The sequence below is a fragment of the Acidobacterium sp. FHG110202_01 genome, from assembly GCF_059115305.1.
This window is the reverse complement of the sequence record NZ_JBZYWJ010000003.1, coordinates 62,625-86,613: the sequence shown is the minus strand read 5'-3', so window position 1 is coordinate 86,613 and position 23,989 is coordinate 62,625. Positions and strand designations below refer to the sequence as shown.

17 protein-coding genes, 1 tRNA gene and 2 riboswitches are annotated in these 23,989 nt (G+C 54.6%); of the genes, 16 read left to right on the top strand and 2 right to left on the bottom strand.

The genetic code is table 11. The features are described 5' to 3' along the window. The first annotated feature begins 4 nt into the window (after positions 1–4). The 6 genes from bluB to AC5S16_RS06675 all read left to right on the top strand — a co-directional run bounded on the left by bluB (position 5) and on the right by AC5S16_RS06675 (position 8,269). On the top strand, positions 5–673 hold the full coding sequence (gene bluB, locus AC5S16_RS06700; protein ID WP_493929265.1) for a 5,6-dimethylbenzimidazole synthase: 669 nt from the start codon (positions 5–7) through the stop codon (positions 671–673). Beyond that, a complete protein-coding gene (locus AC5S16_RS06695) occupies positions 670–2,259 on the top strand; it encodes a cobyric acid synthase (protein ID WP_493929264.1) in 1,590 nt (529 codons plus the stop codon). The genes bluB and AC5S16_RS06695 overlap by 4 nt, the downstream gene beginning before the upstream one ends. Next, positions 2,256–3,227 carry an adenosylcobinamide-phosphate synthase CbiB gene (gene cbiB, locus AC5S16_RS06690; RefSeq protein WP_493929263.1) on the top strand — a complete coding sequence of 324 codons (972 nt, stop codon included), beginning with the start codon at positions 2,256–2,258 and terminating at the stop codon, positions 3,225–3,227. Before AC5S16_RS06695 ends, cbiB begins: the two co-directional genes overlap by 4 nt. After that, a complete protein-coding gene (locus tag AC5S16_RS06685; RefSeq protein WP_493929262.1) occupies positions 3,224–4,351 on the top strand; it encodes a pyridoxal phosphate-dependent aminotransferase in 1,128 nt (375 codons plus the stop codon). Before cbiB ends, AC5S16_RS06685 begins: the two co-directional genes overlap by 4 nt. A 209-nt stretch (positions 4,352–4,560) precedes the next feature. Next, positions 4,561–4,757, top strand: a riboswitch (cobalamin riboswitch). 360 nt (positions 4,758–5,117) lie between these two features. Continuing rightward, positions 5,118–5,333 carry an ATP-binding cassette domain-containing protein gene (locus tag AC5S16_RS06680; protein ID WP_493929261.1) on the top strand — a complete coding sequence of 72 codons (216 nt, stop codon included), beginning with the start codon at positions 5,118–5,120 and terminating at the stop codon, positions 5,331–5,333. A gap of 311 nt (positions 5,334–5,644) precedes the next feature. Then, a riboswitch (cobalamin riboswitch) is annotated at positions 5,645–5,815 on the top strand. A gap of 33 nt (positions 5,816–5,848) precedes the next feature. Then, positions 5,849–8,269, top strand: a complete 2,421-nt coding sequence (locus AC5S16_RS06675) for a TonB-dependent receptor (protein ID WP_493929260.1) — start codon at positions 5,849–5,851, stop codon at positions 8,267–8,269. 178 nt (positions 8,270–8,447) lie between these two features. Here the strand turns inward: AC5S16_RS06675 and AC5S16_RS06670 are convergent, their stop codons facing one another. Continuing rightward, positions 8,448–9,029 carry a histidine phosphatase family protein gene (locus AC5S16_RS06670; protein WP_493929259.1) on the bottom strand — a complete coding sequence of 194 codons (582 nt, stop codon included), beginning with the start codon at positions 9,027–9,029 and terminating at the stop codon, positions 8,448–8,450. A 199-nt stretch (positions 9,030–9,228) separates the two neighbouring features. Here AC5S16_RS06670 and AC5S16_RS06665 point away from each other — a divergent pair, with 199 nt between their 5' ends. From AC5S16_RS06665 to AC5S16_RS06635, 7 genes are all read left to right on the top strand, one after another. After that, entirely contained in the window at positions 9,229–9,450 is a 222-nt protein-coding gene (locus tag AC5S16_RS06665; protein ID WP_493929258.1) for a CbtB domain-containing protein, read from the top strand. 14 nt (positions 9,451–9,464) lie between these two features. After that, entirely contained in the window at positions 9,465–10,208 is a 744-nt protein-coding gene (locus AC5S16_RS06660; RefSeq protein ID WP_493929257.1) for a CbtA family protein, read from the top strand. Between the two features lie 108 nt (positions 10,209–10,316). Continuing rightward, a complete protein-coding gene (locus tag AC5S16_RS06655) occupies positions 10,317–11,216 on the top strand; it encodes an ABC transporter substrate-binding protein (RefSeq protein WP_493929256.1) in 900 nt (299 codons plus the stop codon). Then, complete coding sequence (locus AC5S16_RS06650) at positions 11,213–11,980, top strand: ABC transporter ATP-binding protein (protein WP_493929255.1); 768 nt, start codon at positions 11,213–11,215, stop codon at positions 11,978–11,980. The genes AC5S16_RS06655 and AC5S16_RS06650 overlap by 4 nt, the downstream gene beginning before the upstream one ends. Further along, entirely contained in the window at positions 11,977–12,984 is a 1,008-nt protein-coding gene (locus tag AC5S16_RS06645; RefSeq protein ID WP_493929254.1) for a FecCD family ABC transporter permease, read from the top strand. Before AC5S16_RS06650 ends, AC5S16_RS06645 begins: the two co-directional genes overlap by 4 nt. Further along, the gene (locus tag AC5S16_RS06640) at positions 12,981–17,336 is read left to right on the top strand and encodes a cobaltochelatase subunit CobN (RefSeq protein ID WP_493929253.1); all 4,356 of its coding nucleotides are present in this window, start codon (positions 12,981–12,983) and stop codon (positions 17,334–17,336) included. Before AC5S16_RS06645 ends, AC5S16_RS06640 begins: the two co-directional genes overlap by 4 nt. Continuing rightward, complete coding sequence (locus AC5S16_RS06635) at positions 17,333–19,048, top strand: ATP-binding protein (protein ID WP_493929252.1); 1,716 nt, start codon at positions 17,333–17,335, stop codon at positions 19,046–19,048. The genes AC5S16_RS06640 and AC5S16_RS06635 overlap by 4 nt, the downstream gene beginning before the upstream one ends. A 220-nt stretch (positions 19,049–19,268) precedes the next feature. Here AC5S16_RS06635 and AC5S16_RS06630 read toward each other — a convergent pair. Continuing rightward, positions 19,269–19,345 (bottom strand) — tRNA-Val (locus tag AC5S16_RS06630). Positions 19,346–19,452: 107 nt separating this feature from the next. Between AC5S16_RS06630 and AC5S16_RS06625 the strand changes: the two genes are divergently transcribed. The 3 genes from AC5S16_RS06625 (at position 19,453) to AC5S16_RS06615 (ending at position 23,973) form a co-directional block, all read left to right on the top strand. After that, on the top strand, positions 19,453–19,869 hold the full coding sequence (locus AC5S16_RS06625) for a DUF6677 family protein (protein WP_493929251.1): 417 nt from the start codon (positions 19,453–19,455) through the stop codon (positions 19,867–19,869). Beyond that, positions 19,863–20,042 (top strand): hypothetical protein, encoded by a 180-nt coding sequence (locus AC5S16_RS06620; RefSeq protein WP_493929250.1) that lies wholly within the window; start codon positions 19,863–19,865, stop codon positions 20,040–20,042. The genes AC5S16_RS06625 and AC5S16_RS06620 overlap by 7 nt, the downstream gene beginning before the upstream one ends. Before the next feature lie 571 nt (positions 20,043–20,613). Further along, on the top strand, positions 20,614–23,973 hold the full coding sequence (locus AC5S16_RS06615; protein WP_493929249.1) for a TonB-dependent receptor: 3,360 nt from the start codon (positions 20,614–20,616) through the stop codon (positions 23,971–23,973). Positions 23,974–23,989 lie beyond the last annotated feature (16 nt).

The following is a 23,989-nucleotide window of genomic DNA, read 5'->3' as shown; positions in this document are numbered from 1 at the left end:
CGTCATGATTCAGTCTCACGCTTTTGGCGATAGTGAACGCGCCGCGGTCTACCGTGCGATAGTGGAGCGCCGCGATGTTCGCCGGGGCTTTCTCGACGTACCTTTGCCAGAGGAATTGCTCAACCGCCTGCTTGCCGCCGCGCACAGCGCTCCTTCCGTTGGCCTGATGCAGCCAACGAGATTTGTCGTGATCCGAGATTATGAAGTTCGCAAGGCGGTCCATGACATTTTCTCGGAAGCGAACCATCAGGCTCGGGAGAGCTACGCTGGCGACCAGGCGGAACGATACTTCGGCCTGAAGCTTGAAGGGATCCTGGAAGCTCCACAAAATCTTTGTGTGTTGTGTGATTCAGGTAGCACGCGCGGGTCCGGACTAGGCCGCCAGACGATGCCGGAAACGGCGGTCTACTCAAGCGTCTGTGCGATTCAGAACCTGTGGCTCGCAGCTCGTAGTGAGGGTGTCGGCGTTGGTTGGGTTAGCATTCTCGATCCAGAGCAACTCTGCAAGTTGCTCCATGTGCCGGAACACCTGACGTTCGTTGCGTATCTTTGCCTCGGTTATGTCGATGACTTTGCATTGGAGCCTGATCTCGAACGATTAGGGTGGGAAAAACGTGTCGGGTTGGAGAGTGTTGTGTCCTACGATCGTTTTTCCGGGACGGAGAAACCATGACGGCCCGTGCAGTGATGGTTCTTGGCACAAGCTCCCACGCCGGAAAATCTCTGCTGACCGCGGCACTGTGTCGCATCTTTGCTCAGCATGGTTATCAGGCCGCACCTTTCAAATCGCAAAATATGTCACTCAATTCTGCGGCTACGCCGGAAGGGCTTGAGATTGGTCGCGCCCAGGCACTGCAGGCAGAGGCTGCTGGAATTATTCCATCGGTTCACATGAATCCGATCCTGCTGAAGCCTGCGGGGAATATGACATCACAAGTGATCGTGCGTGGAAAAATCTGGGGACGCCTTTCTGCTGCTGAGTATCACCAACGGCGGGTGGAAGAACTGATGCCGCTTGTCAGAGAGAGTTATGAAAGGCTGGAAGCAGAGAATGACGTGATTGTGCTTGAGGGAGCCGGGTCGCCGGCCGAAATCAACCTGAAGCAGCATGACATTGTGAATATGCGGATGGCGGAGTTGGCAGATGCCACGTGTCTGCTGGTTGGCGACATTGACCGCGGCGGCGTCTTTGCCTCGCTGCTGGGAACTGTGGAGTTGTTGGAGCCTGAAGAGCGGGCGCGCATCGGCGGCTTCGTCATCAACAAATTCCGCGGTGATGTTTCGTTGCTTGCGCCCGGTATTCGCATGATGGAAGATCGGCTCGGCAAACCTTGTATTGGAGTGATGCCATATCTTCAGGGTCTTGCCCTCGAAGAAGAGGACAGTCTCGGATTGCCGGCAGTGGATTCGCTGTGCAATGCGCTGTGGTCTGCGGTCAGCGATGAGAGGCCGTTGCGTGTTGCGGTGATCGCATTTCCGTCGCTTTCCAACTTTACGGATTTTGATGCGCTGCGTGCCGAGTCGTCGGTTGTGGTACGGTTCTGCCGCAGTCGAGCGCAATTACAAGGAGCAGATGTCATTGTCCTGCCCGGCAGTAAGCAAACAGTGGATGATTTGTTCTGGATGCGGGCGGAAGGCCTGGATATAGCGGTAACGGAGGGCGCTAATAGTAGCTTAGTGGTCGGCATTTGCGGTGGAATGCAGATGTTGGGCCAACGTATATTCGATCCATATGAGATAGAGAGTGCAAGATCGATTCGAGGCCTGTGCCTGCTGCCAATCAGCACTACCATGCGGACAGAGAAGATTACTCTTACGGGCACGGGGCGACTTTTAACGCGATCCCTCTTTGAGCAGTCGGTTGATGAAATTGACGTGCATGGATACGAAATCCATGTCGGCGAGACCGAATATCTCGACAAAGCGCAACCCTTTGCTCAACTCGTGCGGCGAACACAGGAACAAGCGGAGTTGGTGGCTGATGGCTGCATCAGCCCAGACTCACGGGTATTCGGCACATATCTTCACGGCATTTTTGACGAAGACGAGTTTCGCCATACCTTCATTACCTCGGCCCGTATGTTTTGCCATCTGGCTCCGGCAGCTGAGTTGAATAACTGGTGGACAAAGCGCCGGGCGTCATTTGACCGGCTGGCAGGCGTTGCCAGTCAATCCCTTGATATGAAAAGCATCTTCGAGTGGGTTGGACTGACATATCAACCGCAGTATGAGAGAGGCCTCGGCGAGTCAGTCTTATGAAGCGCGGTTATTTGCTCCCAGCCGTTTATCTCGCCGATCAGGTCGTAGGCGACCCGGAGTGGTTTCCGCATCCCGTGCGATGGATGGGGTGCGCAATCGCGCGAGGAGAGTTCCTGCTTCGTAGGCCGGGGCAAAGTCCACGCGAAGAATTCCTGCGAGGTGTTTTGCTGGCGACAGCACTCGTGGCTTCAAGTTACCTGTTGACGCGGCTTATCATTCGTGAAGCTTATCGCCGCTCTCGCATGCTGGGTTCTCTGGTGGAGATTACGCTTGGTTGGACGTGCATCGCGGCCCGCAGTCTTACGCAGGAATCCTCTTCTGTTCTGGCAGCGCTTGATGTGAAGGATATAGAACTGGCACGCCAGCGGGTTGCGCGGATTGTTGGGCGCGATACGGAGCAACTCGGCACACAGGACATCGGCCGTGCGGTGATCGAAACCTTGGCCGAGAGCGCATCGGATGGGGTGATAGCGCCTGTGTTCTATATGGTGCTGGGTGGTGTTCCGCTTGCGATGGCTTATAAGGCCGTCAACACTCTTGATTCAATGATCGGTCATGCAGACGAACGCTATTTCTTCTTTGGAAAAGCCGCCGCGCGATTGGACGATGTTGCGAATTATCTGCCGGCACGCCTGACGGCACTGGCCACAGTGGCAGCTTCGGCGTTGTCAGCTGAAGGCATTCCACAAGCTGCTTTGAGTACCTGGCTGCGCGACGGGAACCGGCACAAAAGTCCGAATGCAGGCCATCCTGAAAGCGCCATGGCCGGAGCTCTTGGAGTCCGTCTTGGTGGTGGGAATGTCTATGGAGGCGAGTTTGTACCCGCGCCGCTACTTGGCGCCGAGTTTCGACAGCCAATGCCAAAGGACGCTCGCAAGGCACTTCGCATCGTCTCGGTTGTTACGTTGCTTGGCTTCGGCGCCGGCGTTCTGATAGCCGCATTTTTCCGGAGGAGAGGACAGGCATGATGATGGAACATCCTCTCCACGGCGGTCAGTTGCAGAAGATCGCGAAGAACATTGGCGTTCCTGCGGAGAGCCTTCTCGACTTCAGTGCCAACATCAATCCGGATGGTCCTCCTTTTGGTATGTATGCCGCGTTACGCCAGGCGCTAGACGAACCTTCCGTGCTCACTGCCTATCCGGAATTGGAAGAAACTGCGCTACGCCGAGCATTGGCCTCTTATGCCGGCGTCGAGACTGAAAACATCGCGGTTGCCAATGGCTTTGTTCCGCTTCTTGATGCTGCTTTACGAGCCTTGTCCATACGGCGATGCCGGCTTCCGGTTCCTGCATTCATTGAGTACCGCCGGGTCTTGTCGAACTCCTCGGTTGAAATTGTCCCCGAATGCCTTGATCCAGAATCGAACTTTCAGTACGACATCGAGTCTTTGTTGCAGGGTTCCCATGAGGCAATTCTGCTCGCAAATCCGCAGAATCCCACTGGGGTTCTGCAAGCTCGCGAGAGGATACTGGAGCTTACTCACCTGGCTGCAGAACAGGGAATCCTGATTTTCCTTGACGAGGCATTTATCGATTATCATCCCGAAGCATCGCTTGTGGGTGATGTGGATCGATATCCGAACCTTGTCGTTTTTCGTTCCGTGACGAAGTTCTTCGGCATGCCGGGACTTCGCGTGGCGTATGCGGTTTCATGTGCTAACACAGTTTCTCGGATTCAGGATCGAATCGCGCCGTGGTCGATTACCACACTTGCGTCTCGTGCTGCCGCAGCAGCATTGGCGGACAAGGACTATATCCGCCAGACACTGAGACTCAATGAGCGAAGGCGTAGTCGGCTTGACGATGAGCTGCGGAAGCTTTCATTGCGAACCGAACCCTCTTCCTCGAATTTTGTTCTGTTCCGCTTGCCATCATGGATCGATGCTGGCGCGTTCTGGAAACGCATGATTGATGAGCATCACATCGTATTGCGGTTGTGCAAGGATTACGAGGCTCTTCCAGAAGGCTATCTTCGCGCAGCTGTGCGTAGTGATTTCGAGAACCGCAAATTGGTAGAAGCTCTAAGGCTGACATTCGTGTCGTTTGGGATGAGTGCCAAAGTTATATCTGAAGAGCGCGAGGAAGGGTAACCGAGAGCATGGCGCACTAGTACCTGCCTTTGCTTCCGGCTAAGAGGATTACTTCAAAAACGGAATCCCTCGCCTGCTACATCCAAGGGCCTCTGAATCGGCGGTAGATCCTCGGGGGAACGATCAGGTGCAGACCGATAATCCGGAGCAATGATCTCGCTCATAAGCGACAAAACAGTGACAATCTGACTGCATCGCTGTGCTATTGTTGTCTTACAAAGATTCAGGGTGTCCGCAAGGACATAAAAGGGAAGCCGGTGTGAGTCCGGCACGGTCCCGCCACTGTTACCAGGAGCAGGTCCTTCCAATCGCCACTCAGCTTCGGCTGGGGAAGGCGGAAGGACTAAGAATGGCATAGCCCGTTCTACCTGGGAGTCAGGAGACCTACCCTGAATGATTCTGACGTAAAGCCCTGCGGAGAACAGGCAGAATGCGACGGTTCTTTTCCGATCCAGTTTCCACTTCTCATTCCAAGAATGTCTCCGTCGGCTTTCCGCCAGGATGAAGAGATAATCGGCCGGTAAAACCGCCTGATATGTCTCGGAGGAGAGCGCATGAGCATGAGCCCAGGCTGATGCAGAGCTTCTCCGCGTTCGCCTTTCGGTCTGCTGTGCCTTGCGGCGCAGGAAGGAGAAGTTGTGCAAGAGCCCGCGATCAATGTCGAAACAAAGTATGACTCAGATGCATCCACCGCCAATCGCTCCACCATCGGTGGGCCGGTGTTTATTTGGCTTTTGATGCGCCAATACAAGGACGTAGCAGCCCAATGAGCATTCTTGAACTAAGGCAGGCATCCGTAGTGCGAGGGGGAAGGACGATCCTCGACTCAGTTTCGATTCGGCTGCGGACGGGAGACTTTCTGGCGATAGTCGGGCCAAACGGAAGCGGAAAAAGCACATTGCTGCGTACGATTGCCGGTCTTTGGAGAGCTACTTCTGAGGAGGCATCCTGCTCGATGAGCCAATGGCAAATCTCGACATAGAACATTCGCTGGAAGTTCTCACCCTGTGCCGGAGGCTTACCGCAGTCGCTCGTTATTGCTCGAAAGTTGCACTCATGCATCTGGGCGAATTCAATCGATTGGCCCCTGCGAACGGGTGTTGAATGCGCAATCCATCGAAGAAGTCTTTCGTGTCACTGCCGAAACTCTCTACGGACGCGAGGGGCATCCATTCTATGTCTTTCATACGAGTGAGGACGGAAAGGGGCACAGTCGGGAAATGTAGTTCCGCAATTTAGAACTTGTTAAGTAGGGTCCTTTTATATCTGAACAAAGCGCGTCGGAGCTTTGCACAATTTAATACAAGGCGGGATGTACGGGAAGCGCGGTGCGAATCCGCCACTGCCCAGCAGCTGTATGCGATGGAACCGATTGCACAATGCCACTGCCCTTGTAAGGGTGGGAAGGCGCAGTCGCGGCAAGACATCGCAAGTCAGAAGACCGATCCCTCCAGCACGATAAGTCCGCTCTTTCTAGGGCGAAGGAGGACACGAAAAGTGATTGCAAGATTTCGATTTCTATTTTCTACCGGTCTGAGTTTGCTGGCTGTTCTATTCGTACTGAATCTAAATGCTCAAACGGGCGAAACAATACGCGGCAAGGTCCTGGACTCCTTAGGCAATGCAGTTTCGCCTGCTAGAGTCGCTCTTCTTCAGGGAGACAATAAAGTCGCCGAAGGCACTGTGGATGCCGAAGGCTTTTTCTCGCTCAACGCGCCTCGATCAGGAACATACAGCCTTCACATCGAGGCCGAGGGCTTTTCAGAACAGACCATTTCACCAATATTTGTCGGCGACGGAAAGACGGTAGAGACGACCGTGCATTTGAGCGTTGGCGCTCTGCCGCAGCAGATTGTCGTGACTGCAACCGGAACAGCGATTCCGGAGTCCCAGACGGGCGCATCGATCAGCCTCATCGACAGCGACCAGATTCAGGCATTGAACAAGCTGGATGTTCTCGAGGAACTTCGGCTGGTGCCCGGAGCACAGATCGTCCAGACCAGTCAGCGCGGAGGCACCACTTCCCTGTTCCTTCGTGGAGGCGAATCCGATTTCAATAAGGTTTTGATCGATGGCATTCCGGCAAACAGCATCGGAGGCGGCTTCGACTTCGCGCAGCTCACCAACAGTGGGGTTGCCAGCGTGGAAGTGCTTCGCGGATCGAACAGTGTTCTCTATGGAAGCAATGCGCTGGTCGGTGTCGTGAGTGTGACCTCAGCCAAAGGCTCAACCAGCACTCCTCAGTTGAAATACGCAGCAGACGGCGGAAACTTCAATACCTACAATCAGGACGCCTCTCTTGGGCAGGCAATCGGGCACTTCGATTACTTCGGCAACTTTGCGCGTTATGACACGAGAGGCAGCTATTCCAACGATTTCTTTCATAATGTTACGTTCGACGGAAATCTTGGCTGGTTTTTGAACGAGAGAACAGGCATACGCATCACCGCACGTCACAATACCACCAATCTTGGAACCCCCAACGGCATCTTGTTCTATGGGATTGAAGATGATTCCACGCAACGAAACGAGAACACATACATCGGTGGAACCATACAGGATCAAACCACAGAACGCTGGCATAATCAGGCGCAGTTCGCTTATACACAATTCAGCGACCTGAATGTTAATCCAACACCGACGGGCTCATTCTTCGATTCACCAATTGAAGGACCTGTGTATCTGGGAAATACGGTAACCATTCGCGGAAGCAATGGATACAGTGTGACCGGCCAGGCAATTCTTGATTTCGGCGGCGCCTATCCAATGATCTTCTCGTCATATGAAGGCCACCGGTCCATCAATGCCCAGACGGAGTATCGTTTCTGGGAAGACTGGACAGGAGTCGCAGGTGCTCGTTTCGAGCATGAGAACGGCCAGGGACTGACTCGCAACAATTACCGTTACTTTGCTGAAGGTCACGGCAGCCTGGCCCATCGCTTTTTTGCGACTGCAGGCGTGGGCGTCGATAAGAACGAAGTCTTTGGCGTTGCCGCAACGCCGCGCGTCTCTCTGGCCTATTATTTGCGGAGCCCGCTGGACGCAGGATTCTTTGGACAAACGAAACTGAGATTCAACTATGGACAAGGAATCGAGGAGCCCAGTACATCACAGCAGGGGTCAGCACTCTTTGCCTTGCTTACTCCGGAGCAGATCAGTCAGTTCAACATTTCGCCGATCGGTCCCCAAAGAAGCCGTACATTCGATGCGGGTATCGAACAGGGACTCTGGAATGGACGTGCCATCGTCGGGGCAACCTTCTTCTATAACAGATTTTATGATCTGATTTCCTTTCTGAATGTAAATGAACTGGTCGCTTTGGGAGTGCCTCCGGAAGCCGCCGAAGCCACGCCTTTCGGCGGAGCATACGTCAATGCGGACTCCGAACGCGCATTGGGTGCTGAGCTCGACGCCAAAATCGACCTGAGGCATGGCCTGATCTTTCAGGGAAACTATACGTATCTCGATCCAGTGACCACCAAGGCCTTCGGTGTTCCATCGTTCAATCCACAGTTTCCCAGTATTCCAATTGGAGCTTTTTCTCCACTCGTCGGAGCAAGACCTTTTCGACGTGCCCCCCATTCCGGAAGCCTGGCTCTCTTCTACAACCACAAAAATTTCACTGCGACCTTCAGCGGGTCTCTGATTGGAAGCCGCGATGACAGCACGTTTCTCTCCAATGCAGATGGCGGCAATACCATGTTGCTTCCTAACCGGAATCTGGCTCCTGCCTATCAGAAGTTCGATATGAGTGGCTCTTATAACTTACGCTCTTCATTGCAGCTTTACACCAGCATCGAAAATCTCTTCAGCCAACACTATCAAGCGGCCTTCGGGTTCCCGGCCACACCGTTTACCATCCGCAGCGGCCTTCGGTTCACGCTAGGCGGCCCAACAGGCTGGGCTTTCTGGAAATAGCGAAACCGAGTGCAGGTTTTGAGCACCGCCTTTCAATTGCACAGGCTGTGCTCAAGCTCATCAGGAGCACAAAATGAACGAGGAAGCAACTTGCCCTTACCTAGATTCCCCCCAACAATGGATAGGAACACCCGGCCAACTTTGGACGCGAGCCTCGCGATTTCTCGGATCAGACATCTCACTCGTCCGAGTGTTGCTTCAGTGAGCAACCTACGCAACGCAGCGTCCAAACGCCACGGCTGAAACGCAGATCGGTCAGAGTCAGCGGAGCAATGTCCACTCGCCAGAAAATCATCATGGGCATTTGCAAAGCATGGACAATCGCTGCACGAGTTACCGCTGGATGAGTTACGGCGATGGTGTGTTTTATTGACCGCTGCTCGTCCATCCATCTTCCGACTCGAGCAATTAGGTTTTCCAGCGACTCTCCTCCGTGCGGTGCGGCGCTTGGATCGGTCAACCACGCAAGGACTCCGTCGGGATCCTCGGCTTGCAGTACATCCAACTTCCTACCGCTCCATCGTCCATAGTCGTAGTCTCGCAGTTCCTCTGCCAGCACCACCGGGAGTCCCAAGATATGGGATGTTTGTTGGGCTCTTTGCTCGGGTGCTGACAAAATGCGGTCCGCCCGAGGCACAGTCCAGGGAAATCCACCAATCCCCTTATCATCGCGCTCGATAACAGGTTCGTCGAGCGGAAAGGCTGCCTGTCTTTGTGATTCTGTTGCTGCGTGCGCGATGAGCGTGAGCCGAGCGGTCAAGGGAGTTCCTCTGCCGGGTCTATACCAGAACCTTGACACTTATGATAGAGGGACCATAGGGTTAGATTAGTCTTTGATAATGAAGTGAAGAAGCCGGTGCAATTCCGGCGCGGTCGCGCCACTGTGATATAAGCCAGACCTTCCTTCATTCCTGAAGCGAACTCTGCTTGTGGGACGCATGATCCCGGGAGGTTCTCAAATGGCCCAATCCGTAGTTAGTGTGCTGACGCCTCAACCTGTTTCCATTCCAGCTATTCCCGTCCGCGAAATATTGCCTTGGGCCTTGTTTGGCGGGCTCCTGATGTTGCTGGCGATTTACTTTGTCGGAGCCGAACAGGGGGCTACTTCTCTCATCCAGGGACATGCCGTTCATGAATTCGTGCATGACGGCCGTCATCTCCTCGGATTTCCCTGTCACTGACAAGAGGCTATTAGATGATTCGCATCCTGCTTCTGCGCGGGATGCTTGCAGGCGTCGTCGCAGGCCTTTTCGTCTTCGCATTGGCCCGGTGGATCGGCGAACCGCAGGTAGAACGCGCCATCGCAATTGAAATCAGCATGGACCGGGCGAAAGACGAGCCGCCTGAGCCTGAAATTGTGAGCCGCAGCATTCAAAGGAACTTCGGATTGCTGACGGCGACCGTCATTGAAGGTACTGCCATAGGTGGCATTTTCGCGCTTGTTTTTGCCTTCGCCTATGGCCGGATGCCTGTGACAAGCCCGCGTTCACTTTCAGCCCTGTTGGCAGGTTTGGGATTTGCAACACTTGCAGTTGTCCCTGCGCTGAAATATCCGGCAAATCCGCCTTCCGTAGGGAATCCCGAAACCATCGGCCTGCGCACCGGGGCATTCTTCCTGCTGCTTGCCGTTTCGGTCATTGCCATGGTCCTCGCAGTTCAAGTTGAGAACCGTTTGCATAACCGTTTGGGCGTCTGGAATGCTTTGCTGGTTGCGGCAGTTTTCTTCGTCGTTGTCGTTGCCACAGGTGCTCATTTTCTTCCAAATTTCGACGAGGTTCCGGTCGGATTTCCCGTGACCTTGATGTGGAGATTCCGTATGGCCGTCCTCGAAATGCAGATGCTTCTGTGGACTGTACTTGGGTTCTTTTTTGGGTGGCTTGCGGAGAAAGCTGCATCAAGCCCTGAAAGCACACATCGCTGGACGGCATACAGCCAGTAGATAAGCCTTCGTTTTACCAAAGGACAAGAAACAATGTATCCGCTGCAGGAATCCTCAAACTCTGGCATCCATCGTTCGCATCCTCCGAGGAGGGTTCTCCGGTTTGGCATGGCTCTACGACAGCAATTCCGCCTCAAAGCAATTCTTCTGCTGGTTTATGTGCCGATCCACGTCTTGACGCTTTCGGCACAAACCAGACCGCAGCGGATAGTTTCCACATCCCCCAGTATCACGGAAACGCTCTTTGCGCTGGGCGTTGGAGATGAGGTCGTCGGGGTGTCACGCTTCTCGAATTACCCGCCTCAGGTTCAGAAACTTCCAAAAGTCGGCAGCTATGTCCATCCTGATGCCGAGGCCATTGCTCGACTTGTGCCTGACCTCGTTGTGCTGGAGCGCAAAAGCAATGCCAATGATCTAACGGACAGGTTGACTGCTCTTCACATTCCATTCGTCGAAGTGCCATACGTCAGGCTGGAAGATATTTACACAGGCATTCAGCTCATCGGGAAAGCCGCAGGCGTTCCCGACCGCTCGGCCATCCTGATCGCCCAGATCAAAAGCTCTCTCGACGCCATTCAGTCCAAAGCAAAGACTATGCGCTCCCCGCGTGTGCTGATCATAGTGGATCGTCAACAGGGAACGCTGAATAATCTGATTGCTGTTGGTCCTGATAGTTATGTGAACCAGGTTCTCGAAATTGCCGGCGGCATCAATGTCCTGGCAAAACCAGGTCTGCCGCAATACCCGCATATTTCGCTTGAAACGGTCCTGCGTGAGAATCCTGATGTCATTATCGATCTGAGTGGTACACAGGAAACTGAAGAGGCTCGCCGAGCCTCACGTGCCGCAACTCTTGCCTTGTGGAGTCAATATCGGGATCTTGCGGCTGTCCGAACTGGACACGTTTACGCCGGCACCACCGATTCGCTCGTCGTTCCCGGCCCGCGCACTCCGATTGCGACGCAACAGCTATTTGATTTCGTTCATGGCATCGGAGGTTCGGATTGAGCTGTCTGCTGGAAGTCGATGGCGTGAGCTTCTCCTACGGAAGCCGCCCCGTCCTTGATTCGATCAGCTTTTGCGCCGAAGAAGGAGAGTTCCTTGCGCTGCTCGGCATCAACGGCTCCGGAAAGAGCACTCTGCTCGACATCATCTCCGGGTTTCGCATGCCCGAAACCGGTGCAGTCACCATCGTCGGACGCCATCAGAAGCAATGGAGACGCCGGGAAATCGCGCAACAGATTAGTCATCTGCCGCAGGCCATCCATGCCGATCTCCCATTCACTGCAGAGCAGTTAGTCGGTATGGGCCGATACCCGCACACTGACCACTGGTATGAATCCGAGGAGGACCACAAATACATCCGTGCGGCTATGGAGCGCACTTCCTGCTGGCCGCAGCGTCATCGCGCCTTTCGCTCTCTGAGCGGAGGTGAACGCCAGCGTGTGCTGCTCGCCGCGTGTCTCGCTCAGAACGCCAATACGCTCCTTCTGGACGAGCCATCCACCTTCCTCGACATCGAACAGCAGTTGCACTGCTTCAACATATTGCGGGAAGAAGCGCGTGAAGGAAAACTCTGCATCGCCGCTACGCATGACTTGAATCTGGCGCTAACCTACTGTACACGCCTCATCGTGCTTGCAAGCGGAGCCATCGCCTATGACATCCGAACCGCAGAAACCCATGACAACACAGAATGGCTGAGCCTGTTTTCAAAACGCCTCGATATGGGCAGCACTCCGGCAGGCTCGCCCTGGGTGTGGTACCAATGACCACAACCCAACAGCTTGGCTTCCTGACGCGGTACAGCGTCCTGCTCTCCTTCATGGTCTTTGTCGGAGCAGCGTTGCTGCTCCCGTGGGTCGGAGCCGGCCCCATCAGCCTGACGCGCGTGCTGCAACGTGAGGCGCCGGACTACGAGATTTTGCTTCAATTGCGGGTATCCCGTACTCTTCTCGCACTCGTTGCCGGAGGCGCACTTTCACTCGCAGGTACGCTTTTTCAGGCGATGCTGCGCGATGCGCTTGCCACACCATACACACTTGGCATCTCGGCGGGCGCTTCACTAGGAGCAGTCGCCGTCATAGCCGCCGGCTGGGAGACCTTCCTCGGAGTTCCCGTAACGTGGATCGGAGCCTTGACCGGGGCCTTCGGTGTTCTCATCCTCGTGATCGGAGGCGCATTTCGTCAACGCCAGATTTCAGTTTTCAGCCTGCTCCTGACAGGGATCGCCATTAATAGCATCTGTGCTGCCTTCATCATTATCTTGAGCAATTTCGCTGGCATGTCGCGTTCGTTCTCCATTGCGCGATGGCTGATCGGCAGCATCGACGCGACAAGCTACACCTCGCTAGTAGTGTTGGCAGCAGTTGTGTTCATAACTTCTGCCTTCATACTCGCGCAGGCACGCAGTTGGAATCTGCTTGCTGTTGGGGAGCGATGGGCGGCCTCGCGTGGTGTGCGTGTTGGAGCTCTACTCGCGCAAGGCTATATCCTCGGCTCAATTCTTGTTGCCGGGGCAATTGCTCTCACCGGCCCCATCGGTTTTGTCGGATTGATTGTGCCGCATCTTGTGCGCTCACGCATCAGCCCCGATCATCGGCTCCTGATGCCTTGTTCCTTTCTCTTAGGTGGAGCACTACTCGCGCTCTGTGATGCCCTCGGTCGCATCATCATGCCGCCCTCGGAGCTTCCAGCCGGTGCTGTACTTGCCTTAATTGGTGGCCCATACCTGGTCTGGGTAATCCGCCAAAGAACGCCTGTGGAGGAGATATGACATCGTATCGTCAGCGCGTCATCCGTGCGGATGGCCGCACTCTGAACATCGTTCAACACCGCGGGCATCTGTCGTACTGCGTAACCGGCTGCTGCTGTGGCCGAACCGACCGCGGCTATGCTGAGGTTCCGGTCGATGTCTATAAGGAAGAGTGGCTGCGGCGCAAAATCCGCAATGAAGTACATCTCACCAAAGGCGGATGCCTCGGCCCCTGCGCGTTGGCGAATGTAGCCTGCCTCGTCTTTGACGGGCGATCCGTTTGGTTCCACTCCGTAAACAGCGCCTGGCAGGTCCGGCAGATCTTCGATTACACCGAGTCGATGCTCAAAGCCGACCGATTCCTCAAACCTCCGGCTGAGCTGAGCGAGTTCGTCTTCAACTACTACGACTGGGATGTACGCAAACCGGCCGAACTGCCCGACGAAACCGAGGCTCCGCAACCAACCGGCGGCATCATGCTGCTTTCACACGCGGATACGGACCTTTTGACGTTAGCCCGCGCAAAAGACCTTCTCCCTGCGGAACTCGAAGTAGGTTCTTATTCCCTCAACGCACTCCACAGCGAAGATCAGATGGAGGTACTGCTTGGCGGGAAGTTAGGCCGTGCCCGCGTTATTGTGCTGCGTGTTCATGGCCCTCTCAGTTGCGTGCCAGCGTTTAACCGCCTGCGCGAGATGTGCATTCAGCGCGGACAGTCTCTCGTGCTCATCAGCGGCACCGGCGAGCTAAGCCCCGAGTTCTCGCAAACCGTCAACGTTCCTGGCGACGTGATGGAGACGGCCGCTCAGTATCTTGCTCTTGGCGGCGTCAACAACTTTATCGAGTTGTGTCGCTTCCTTTCCGACCGCCTTCTACTAACCGGACATGGCTACGCAGCTCCCACTCCAATGCCGGAACATGGTGTCTATCTCCCCGACATGGATATTGCCGCCATCGAAGACTGGGAACGCAGAGCCGATCCGCGCAAGCCCACGGTTGCTGTGCTCTTCTACCGGGCTCATCGCATGAGCGGCAACACTGGATTTATCGATGCCCTGGCGCAGGCAATCGAAGAGCGTGGAATGAATGCACTCTGCATCTTCACTTCGAGCCTCAAGTCGTTGGAGGCCGGCAGACCTGCAGCCTTCCAGTGGATCGAAGGGCGCACAGACGTGCTAATTTCAACGCTGTCATTTGCGCTTGGCGAAGTCAACACCGGAGACATTACGGAACCAGGCGAAGCCGTCACATCGCTCGAAGAACTAGGAGTTCCCGTCATCCAAGCCATTGCCAGCGGAATGGCGCAAGGCGCATGGGAAGGATCGCGCCGAGGCCTGAACTCGCTCGATACTGCCATCAATGTAGCCATTCCTGAATTTGATGGCCGCATTATCACCGTACCGATTTCCTTCAAGGAACGCGGCGCATCGGTTTCCGATGGTCTCTATGTTCCGCACGAGAAACGGATCGAACGAGTAGCCGGAATCGCAGCCCGCTTGGCGAAGCTTAGCCACACGCCAAACTCAGAACGGCGTATCGCCTTTGTTCTCACAAACTCAGCCGCCAAGGCCTCTCAGGTTGGCGGAGCAGTTGGTCTCGATACTCCCGCAAGTCTCCTGACGGCACTGCACGCCATGCGAAGTCGCCGCTACAACATCACCGCATTGCCGAATACATCCGACGACCTGATGCAGAGTTTGCTCGAACGCGGATCGTATGACGATCGTCACCCGCTACATCCCGACTATGCGGAACGTTTCTCAAGAGCGGCATATCACGCACAGTTCTCCGCGTTCCCTGAGCGTTCCCGCCGCAGAATGGAAGACTACTGGGGACAGCCGCAGCCTCATGGATCCAGCGTGCGCTCCGCGAAGCCAAAGACGGATAAGAAGCTCATGGGCTCGCTCGCTGGAAAACTCGCAGCCCTCGATCATGAGCCGTGGAGCGACGAGCAAAGCTATCACTTCGCATCTCTCAACTTTGGCAATGCACTGGTGGCTCTCCAGCCACCACGCGGATTCGGCATCGATCCGGATACCATCTATCACACACCTGATCTCCCACCGACGCATCAGTATGCCGCCTTCTACCGTTGGCTCAGCACGCCGCAATCGGAAGGCGGGTGGGGCGCAGATGCCATCGTGCATCTGGGGAAGCACGGCACACTTGAATGGCTTCCCGGCAAAGGCATCGGTCTCTCTGAGGAGTGTTTTCCCGATCTTCTACTGGGGGACATGCCTCTTGTCTATCCATTCATCATCAACGACCCCGGTGAAGGCAGCCAGTCCAAACGCCGCGCGCATGCGGTAATCATCGATCACCTGACTCCACCAATGACCACGGCAGAAACCTACGGCGTGCTCGCTGAGCTCAATCAGCTTGTCAACGAGTATTACGCCGTAGAAAAGCTTGATCCCGCAAAGCTGCCTTATTTGCAGCAGCAGATATGGGATCTCGTGCAAAAAGCGAATCTACAGGCCGACCTTGGCCTCAAGACGATGCTCAGCCGTGATCATGGCGACCATAAGCACGATTGGGATGACGAACTGACGCCAGAGGGAATTCCGACAACGCTGGCGGAAATGAGCGGCAATGACGTCGCTCACCTAATTGAAGACCTCGACGGCTACCTCTGCGAACTGGGCATGGCGCAGATTCGTAGTGGATTGCATACATTGGGGCAAATGCCACCTCTGCCGGAAATGCTTCAGTCGCTGACACGTCTCTCCAACTCAAGTGCTCCAAGCCTTCAGTCGTCTATAGCCAGCGCATCCGGTTTTGACCTTGCGGCTCTTCTGGAAAAACCAGGAGAGCGGCTTCCAGAGAGCCGCAATCTACTTGGTCAGATAGTGCATACGCATGCCGATGTCCTGGATTTGCTCGATAAAGCGGCACTCGATCTGTACACCATGCTCGAAAACTTGGGCTTTCGGAGAGATTCTATCTCTGAGGTTCAGAAGGCTGTTCTCGGCTTCGCGTCAGAGGACGTTAGCAATGTTCTCGACTTTGCCTGCGCAACGCTTGTTCCACGGTTGGAGCAGGCCGGCGATGAGATTGAACATCTACTTGATGCGCTTGAGGGGAAATACGTCCCTGCAGGACCAGCAGGTGCTCCCACGCGAGGAATGGCGCATATCCTGCCGACTGGCCGCAACTTCTATGCCGTCGATCCAAGAGCGCTCCCCTCTCAAGCATCCTGGCGAGTCGGCCAACACCTCGCACACGAAGCCATCGAGCGTTTCGTCAAAGAAGAGGGCACATATCCCGAGATGATGGGATTAAGCGTGTGGGGCACCTCACAGATGCGGACTCACGGTGACGACATCGCAGAGGCCTTCGCCCTGCTTGGTGTTGAGCCGAGATGGAACGCGCAGTCCCGCCGCATTGATGGCGTTTCTCTAATCGCACTTCAAAATCTGGGAAGGCCGCGCATCGACGTGACCTTGCGCATCAGCGGATTCTTCCGCGACGCATTCCCGCACCTGATCGATCTCTTTGACCAGGCAGTCTCGCTGGTGATCGATCAGGATGAACCGCTCGACCAGAACTTCCCACGGAAACACTATCTGGCGGACCTCGAAAAGAAGAAGGAACTACCTGCCGATGAAGCCGAGGCTCAGGCGCGCTATCGTATATTCGGAGCAAAGCCCGGCGCCTACGGAGCGGGCATTCTCCCTCTGATTGAGACCGGCAACTGGAAAGACGAACAAGACTTTGCCCGCGCCTTCCTGGAATGGGGCGGCTACGCTTATGGCGGAACTGCGGCAGGCGTCGATGCACGGCCAGTATTTGCCGAGCGACTTCAGTCCATTCAGGTCGCACTTCACAATCAAGACAATCGAGAACACGACATCTTCGATTCCGACGACTACTTCCAATTTCACGGCGGCATGGTTGCATCTATCCGTGCGCTCACAGGTGTTCAACCCAAGGCCTATTTCGGCGACAGCTCCCGGCCTGATGCTGTGCGCGTCCGCGATTTGAAGGAGGAAGCTCTGCGCGTCTATCGCTCGCGCGTCGTCAATCCGAAGTGGATAGAAAGCATCAAGCACCACGGATATAAGGGCGGTCTCGAACTTGCAGCCACAGTCGATTACATCTTCGGCTTCGATGCCACGGCGCAGATCGCACCAGACTTCGTCTACGAAGGACTTACCGAACACTATGCGCTTTCGCAGGAGATGAAAGAATTCCTCTCAAAATCGAATCCCTGGGCTTTGAATGCGATTGCCGAACGGCTCTTAGAGGCGGTCAATCGTGGGCTGTGGGAGAATCCAAATCCGGAGACGCTGGAGGCTCTGCGAGGCGTACTGCTGGAAAGCGAAGCGGTTCTCGAAGCACAAGGTGAACCGAAGCGGGAAGCAGTGGAATGAAGCCGATCACGTATCCGTTCTCAGCTATCGTCGGGCAGGAGCAAATGAAACTTGCCTTACTCCTGGCTGCCGTTGACTGGCGTCTCGGCGTTCTGCTGCGCGGCGACAAAGGTGCCGGCAAAACCACAACGGCACGTGCGCTCGCAATGCTGCTTCCTGAACCGGCGCCATTCGTGAATCTGCCCATTGGCATTACGGAGGATCGCCTGCTTGGAGGCCTTCACCTCGAAAGTACCCTCAAAGGAAGTCCTTCTCTGAAGCCTGGGCTGCTCTCTGAGGCCAACGAAGGTGTGCTTTATATCGATGAAGTGAATCTCCTGCCGGCACATCTCGGAGATGCGCTACTCGACGCCGCTGCCACTGGTGTTCATGTGATCGAGCGTGAAGGCTTCAGCGTATCCCACCCGGCGGAGTTCGTGCTGCTCGGCAGCATGAATCCGGAAGAAGGTCTCCTGCGCCCACAGTTACTCGATCGCTTCGCCCTGTCTGTGGACATTGCAGCGCCTCTGGAAGTGCAAGAGCGGCAGATGATTGTAGAGCGCAGACTCGAATTCGAGCGCAATCCGGAAGGATTCGTAGTGGAGTGGGCCAACGAACAGAAAGCACTGCATGACAAGATTGCCCGAGGCAGAGATCGCATAAATTCAGTCAATTGCCCAGGAGAAATTTTGACACAGATCGGAGCGGCAATCTGTGCAGCAGGTGTGCGCTCACTGCGAGCAGACCTTGCCGCAGTGCGTGCCAGCATTGCATGTGCTTCCGTAATGGGTGATGCGAGCGTAGAGTCACGCCATGTCGATGCTGTACTTCCCCTCGTGCTCAATCACCGCACAAAAACAGGTGTTCGTTCCATGCCGCCAACTCCTTCGCCCCTTCCGCGCCCACAGCCCGAAAACTCTGGTCAAAATCAAAATGCGAAGGAAGCAATGGAGCGTATCTTCGCTCCAAGGGAAATGATTGCGCCGGTTATTTACGCGCCTGTGAACGAATCTGCACAGCGCGGCGATGCTCAGGCAGCCCTTGTTGAACACCCAGGGCCGGTTATCGCCACGCGACGAACCGAAACCCCTCGGGAGGTTGATCTTCGCGCGACTCTGAACCATGCAGTGCTCGAAAGAGGAACTCTTCAACCGCGCCTGTCGGATATGCATGAGAAAGTGCGCGCACCAAGATCAGGTGTGAGGTATCTATTTCTGATCGATTCAAGTGGCTCGCATGCGGCGCAGGAGAAGATGCGGCTTGTGAAGGGTGCAGTTCTCGGCATACTCAATCGCTCATTCAAGAAAGATGATGAAGTGGCAATCGTTGTCTTTCGTGGCGTCGATGCTAAGGTGTTGCTTGAGCCGTCGCATCAGCTAGACGACGTTGCTGCAGCCCTTGAATACCTTCCCACAGGCGGACGAACACCACTGTCGCATGCCCTTGAACTCGCGAAGACGTATCTTACCTCCTCAACCCTTCTGATTGTATTGAGTGACGGACGAGCGAACGTGGCTTTCCGCGACGGTGATCCGTGGAAGGAGGCTTTGGAAATCGCCAGGCAGCTGCACTGTCGCTCTCTCGTTGTCGACACAGAGAACGCCGCATATTCGGGCCGACGTGCCGGCGAGCTGGCAGACGCGTTGAGGGCCTCCTTAATCACTCTTGCTGACTTCGAAGATCTCGACCGACTGGAGATCAAGAAATCCTCGGAAGAACCCACGAGGTTCTAGCATCGGAAACTGGTGCAAAGAGAATGGTGCAACAGCGCCTCGTCCAATCCATTCTTTCAGAAGAGATTGATACTTCCATTCCCGAAATCAACGTTTAATTAATGTCTACCTCCAATTGGATCATCTCTAAACCGCCTATTTATCAAGGAGATAGTGGTCTAACCGGAGCAATTTGGAGTATCGACAAGAGAGGGAGATGGAGCTAAGTAATAGAAGGATATGGTAGGCACGAGCGGATTCGAACCGCTGACCTCTACCGTGTCAAGGTAGCGCTCTAACCAACTGAGCTACGCGCCTGCAAGGTGGGAGACTTACCTGTTTATGATATCAAGATTTTCCTGCCTGTGGCACGAGTTCTTTATCCAGCGGAAAGAGCTACTTCTGCTGCTGTATAGTCTTAAATAATGGCTTCGAAAGTCCAGGTAAACTCTAAGCCGGAGGCGAAGACTCCCGGTTTTCTGTACACTGCGCTCATTCTTGGATGGCTGATTCCAGGCCTTGGGCATGTGCTCACCAAGCATTGGATTCGTGCGGTGCTTCTCTTCGTCTCGATTATCGCCATGTTTGTCCTCGGGCTGTTGATGCAGGGGAAACTCTATCAGGCAAACACTGGTGACATGTTGGAGATGCTCGGGTTTGCCGGTGATCTTGGCGGTGGCGCGCTCTACCTCCTTGGGCGCGTCATGGACCTTGGACATGGCGCGGTGCAGATTGCCACAGCAGATTACGGGACGAAGTTCATCGTGGTTGCCGGGCTGTTGAATGTCATCTCTGCGGTGGACGCGCACAACCTTTATATTGGCAGGAAGCCGGCATGTTAGTGCTCTCACATTTTTCTTCCGTCCTGCTCTTTGCTACTTTCGCCTCGGTGGTCTTCGGGATTACACAGCGCACGGCGCCAAAGGCAATGGTCCGTTATGGGCTCTATTGCTGGGCCTTATTTGTCGGGATCGTGATCGCCGCCAGCTGGCTTATGTGGTTGGTCCGGCGCTGAGGCCTTTTTCTATCAAAGGAAGCATCGAGGTCAGTTGTCTACTGACTTCCTTGGCGTGTAACTCCTGGTCGATAAACAATTGACATTGAGATAGTATGTTCGCGGAACACCGATTCGGCTTCATTTTTTTATTTGTGAATAGATGCTAAGGTCTAACCACTATATCTTCCCGGTTTCATTATCAGATACGTTCGCTGCTTGACTATGTGGCGCGGGTCTGCGATTTGGCCACGTCCCCTTTAACGGTAGGAGCTTTTCCTTTGGGACTAGGGGCTCAATCGTTTTCGGCTTCTTAAGCATAGCCATAGAGCACACACTTATCTACATGTAAATAATATGCTTATGATCCACCTTATACAGGTGGAGTGGGTGCCTTTTTTCTCGAGGCCTCGTATAGCGAAAGTGCTGCTTAACCAGCCTTCAAAAGTTTGTTCTTGACAGTTCTGAGTTCTCGTCACCACACTGTTTCCGCTCATAAAGAGAGGTCGGACCTTTACGGGCATTTTGGAGGCTCGAAGTGTGTTTACGTCATTCTAGAAAAATAAGTCTGTACAGTGCCTGTGTGAGTTGTATGCTTCTGATCTCCGTGCCCTTGTTCGCGCAAACTGCTGGTACGGGAAATATTCAAGGCACACTTACGGATCAAACGGGTGCGGTTGTTCAGGGCGGCGTTGTGACAATTACTGATGACTCAACGGGAGTGCAGCACAAAACAACGACCGGTGCGGATGGGCTCTATAGCTTTCCGAATACCCCCATCGGGGTCTATAACCTTGATGTGTCGGCGCAGGGGTTTCAGCATTATACGCAGTCGCACATTGTGCTTGAGGTAGGAAGCAGCATCGCTGTCAATGTGCCTCTGTCTGTGGGCACAACGGACCAGAGGGTTGTGGTTCAAGCCAGCAGCATGGCCCTGCAAACAGAAGACCCTTCGTTTAAGCAGACGATTGATCAGAAAACGATTACGGAGCTGCCTCTGAATGGACGCCAGGTGACTTCGCTGATTACATTGTCAGGCGGCTCTGCGAATGCGAACGAAGGCAGCGACGTTCAGGGAAGCAAGACATTTTTCAGCTCCGTGGTGGTTTCAGTCGGTGGCGGAATGGGCAATGCGACGGACTATCGTCTGGATGGCGGCGACCACAACGATTACATGACCAATGTCAATCTTCCATTTCCTTTTCCAGATGCGGTGAGCCAGTTCAGCGTGGAGACATCGTCGCTGGGAGCGCAGAGCGGGCTGCATCCGGGGGGGCTGGTCAACGTGGTGACGCGTTCGGGATCGAATGACTGGCATGGGTCTGCATTTGAGTTCATCCGCAATAACTTTATCGACGCGACCAACTTCTTCTCGACGAGCAAAGATACTCTGCACCAGAACCAGTATGGTGGGACACTGGGTGGCAAGATCATTCGCGACAAGCTGTTTTTCTTCGGCGGATATCAGCACCTGAGGGCGGCGCAGACACAGGCTTCGACTCAGGCTTATGTACCTACTGCAGCGAACCTTCGTGGGGATTTTTCTGCAACGGAAAGCGCGGCCTGCCAATCGAGCGGCAAGGCGATTCAGCTGCTGAATCCTTTAACTGGAGAGGTGCTGCCGAATAATCAGATTGATCCATCACAGTTCAACGCAAGCTCGCTGAAGCTGATGCAGTATCTGCCTCAGGCCACGAACGACTGCGGGCTGGTGACGTATGCAATTCCTTCGCTGCAGACAGAAGACCAGATTGTCGGTCGCATCGACGCGACCATCAATGCGAAGCATAGCCTGTACGGGCGGTACTTTTACGACGACTATTCGAACCCTGCGTATTTTTCTCCGACCAATGTACTGATCACAACGCTTCCGGGAAATCTTGAGCGCGCGCAGGGGCTGACGATCGGCGAGACATGGGTGATCAATTCACATTTTGTGAATTCATTTCATGCAACGGCAACGAGGCGGCGCAACAACCGTGGTGCTGCTTCAGAAGGAATCGGGCCAGGCACAATCGGAATCGACTCGTATGCGCCCGCCGATAATTTCCTGGAACTGACGGTTACGAACAAGTGGAGCACCTACTGCGGTACATGTGCGGCGGCGCATTTCAATGTGAACACATTCTCTTTTGCGGATGATGTGAACATGGTGCTGGGCAAGCATCAGCTTGCATTCGGAGGCGAGTTCGTCCGTTCGCAGCTGAACATCAGCAATCTTTATGAGTCGAATGGGAATTTCGGAATCAGCGGTGTCTACAGCCAGAAAGGGCCTGCGGGGAACAGCCCGGGAGGCACAGGCGCGGATGCGAATCTCGATTTTCTGATGGGAGCGCTGAATACTTACCAGCAGAGCAAGGCGCAGCAGAATGCACTGCGTGCGCCGATCCCGAGCCTCTACATTCAGGACACGTATCATGTGACGCAGCGGTTTGTGTTGTCTGCCGGCGTGCGCTGGGACCCTGAGTTTGTTCCGGTGGATTATTTCCATCGCGGCTCTACCTTCGACATGGCATCGTTTCTCAGCAATACTCAGAGCAATGTATTTCCGAATGCTCCGGCAGGGAGCTTTTATTATGGCGACGCCGGAGTGCCGGAGGCATTTACGCAGAACTCGCCATGGCAGTTTTCTCCACGCATCGGCATCACGTTTGATCCAACGGGCCAGGGCAAGACGGTATTTCGCGCAGGCTCAGCGATTGTGTATGATGAGCCGAACTTCTTTACAGCGCAGCGCGTAAACCAGAATCCGCCTTATGCAACTGCTATCTCGAATGTTCCTCAGGGAGTTCCGCTGAGCTTCAGCAGTCCATGGTCGAACGGCAGTACGCCGGGCAATCCTTTTCCTTTGCCTTTCAAGCCGCCTGCATCAACGACATTTGCGAAGCAGTCGCAATATATTGTTCTGCCGAAACATTTTCATCCACCCTACACGGTTCAGTGGACGGCGAGCATGCAGCAGGAGCTTCCGCACGGATGGCAATTCCAGCTTGATTACATCGGATCGAAGACAAGCTTTAACGGATATGGGTATCCGCTGAATCCAGCGGTCTACATTCCAGGCACATGCGGGAGCGGGCCATGTTCAACCACCGGTAATCAGGCTTCGCGCTTCTATCTGGCTTTGCAGAATCCAACAGCAGGTCCTGGATATGCAGGTGGCGGCGGTGGTTCGATTCTTGTCGCATCAGGTGCGAATGCTTTTTACGACGGACTTGTAGCGTCGATCCAACATCGTCTCTCGTCCAACTTCAGCTTTCTCGCGAACTATACGTGGTCGCACTGTATCGACATTGAAGACAATCCAGGAGATATTGCGGGCACAACGGTGCAGAACCCAGCCAACATCAAGGGAGACCAGTCGAATTGCGGTTTTGATTTCCGTAACGTCTTCAATACCACGATGGTTGTGTCGAGCAAATTTCCTTTGAGTGGATGGAAGGCTGCGCTCGCGAATAACTGGCAGCTTGCTCCGCTCATTCACATTCAGGATGGCTCGCCATTCACAGTGACTTCCGGCATTGATAATTCACTTACAGATGTCGGCAACGACCGGCCTAACGTGAAGCCAGGAGATGTTTACACGCATAAGAAGATCACGCAATCGAGTTCCAACGGAGGAAACCGGTCGTGGATAAATGCATCCTCATTCACGCAGAATTCTACCGGCACGTTCGGTAATTCCGGGCGATTTGCATATCGCGGTCCAGGCTACTTCCAGTTCGACAGTGAAGTAAGCCGGACCTTCCCGTTGCATGAAAGGCTGGCCCTGAATCTGCGCATCGAGGCCTTCAACGTGCTGAATCATCCGGCGTTCGCGGCTCCCGGCAGCGGCAGTGGCTATCTGGGGTCGAGCAGTTCGCTGGTGTCGTCGACCTTTGGCCAGATCACATCTACACTCAACTCGTATGGCGCTCGGGTTTTTCAGGGCGCTGTGAAACTTACGTTCTGAATTCAAAGCACAGGTG

Bases quoted from the DNA above. Each gene is read 5' to 3' on its own strand.
- bluB (WP_493929265.1), top strand. From the start codon at position 5: ATGATTCAGTCTCACGCTTTTGGCGATAGTGAACGCGCCGCGGTCTAC.
- AC5S16_RS06695 (WP_493929264.1), top strand. From the start codon at position 670: ATGACGGCCCGTGCAGTGATGGTTCTTGGCACAAGCTCCCACGCCGGA.
- cbiB (WP_493929263.1), top strand. From the start codon at position 2,256: ATGAAGCGCGGTTATTTGCTCCCAGCCGTTTATCTCGCCGATCAGGTC.
- AC5S16_RS06685 (WP_493929262.1), top strand. From the start codon at position 3,224: ATGATGATGGAACATCCTCTCCACGGCGGTCAGTTGCAGAAGATCGCG.
- AC5S16_RS06680 (WP_493929261.1), top strand. From the start codon at position 5,118: ATGAGCATTCTTGAACTAAGGCAGGCATCCGTAGTGCGAGGGGGAAGG.
- AC5S16_RS06665 (WP_493929258.1), top strand. From the start codon at position 9,229: ATGGCCCAATCCGTAGTTAGTGTGCTGACGCCTCAACCTGTTTCCATT.
- AC5S16_RS06660 (WP_493929257.1), top strand. From the start codon at position 9,465: ATGATTCGCATCCTGCTTCTGCGCGGGATGCTTGCAGGCGTCGTCGCA.
- AC5S16_RS06655 (WP_493929256.1), top strand. From the start codon at position 10,317: ATGGCTCTACGACAGCAATTCCGCCTCAAAGCAATTCTTCTGCTGGTT.
- AC5S16_RS06645 (WP_493929254.1), top strand. From the start codon at position 11,977: ATGACCACAACCCAACAGCTTGGCTTCCTGACGCGGTACAGCGTCCTG.
- AC5S16_RS06640 (WP_493929253.1), top strand. From the start codon at position 12,981: ATGACATCGTATCGTCAGCGCGTCATCCGTGCGGATGGCCGCACTCTG.
- AC5S16_RS06635 (WP_493929252.1), top strand. From the start codon at position 17,333: ATGAAGCCGATCACGTATCCGTTCTCAGCTATCGTCGGGCAGGAGCAA.
- AC5S16_RS06625 (WP_493929251.1), top strand. From the start codon at position 19,453: ATGGCTTCGAAAGTCCAGGTAAACTCTAAGCCGGAGGCGAAGACTCCC.
- AC5S16_RS06620 (WP_493929250.1), top strand. From the start codon at position 19,863: ATGTTAGTGCTCTCACATTTTTCTTCCGTCCTGCTCTTTGCTACTTTC.
- AC5S16_RS06615 (WP_493929249.1), top strand. From the start codon at position 20,614: ATGCTTCTGATCTCCGTGCCCTTGTTCGCGCAAACTGCTGGTACGGGA.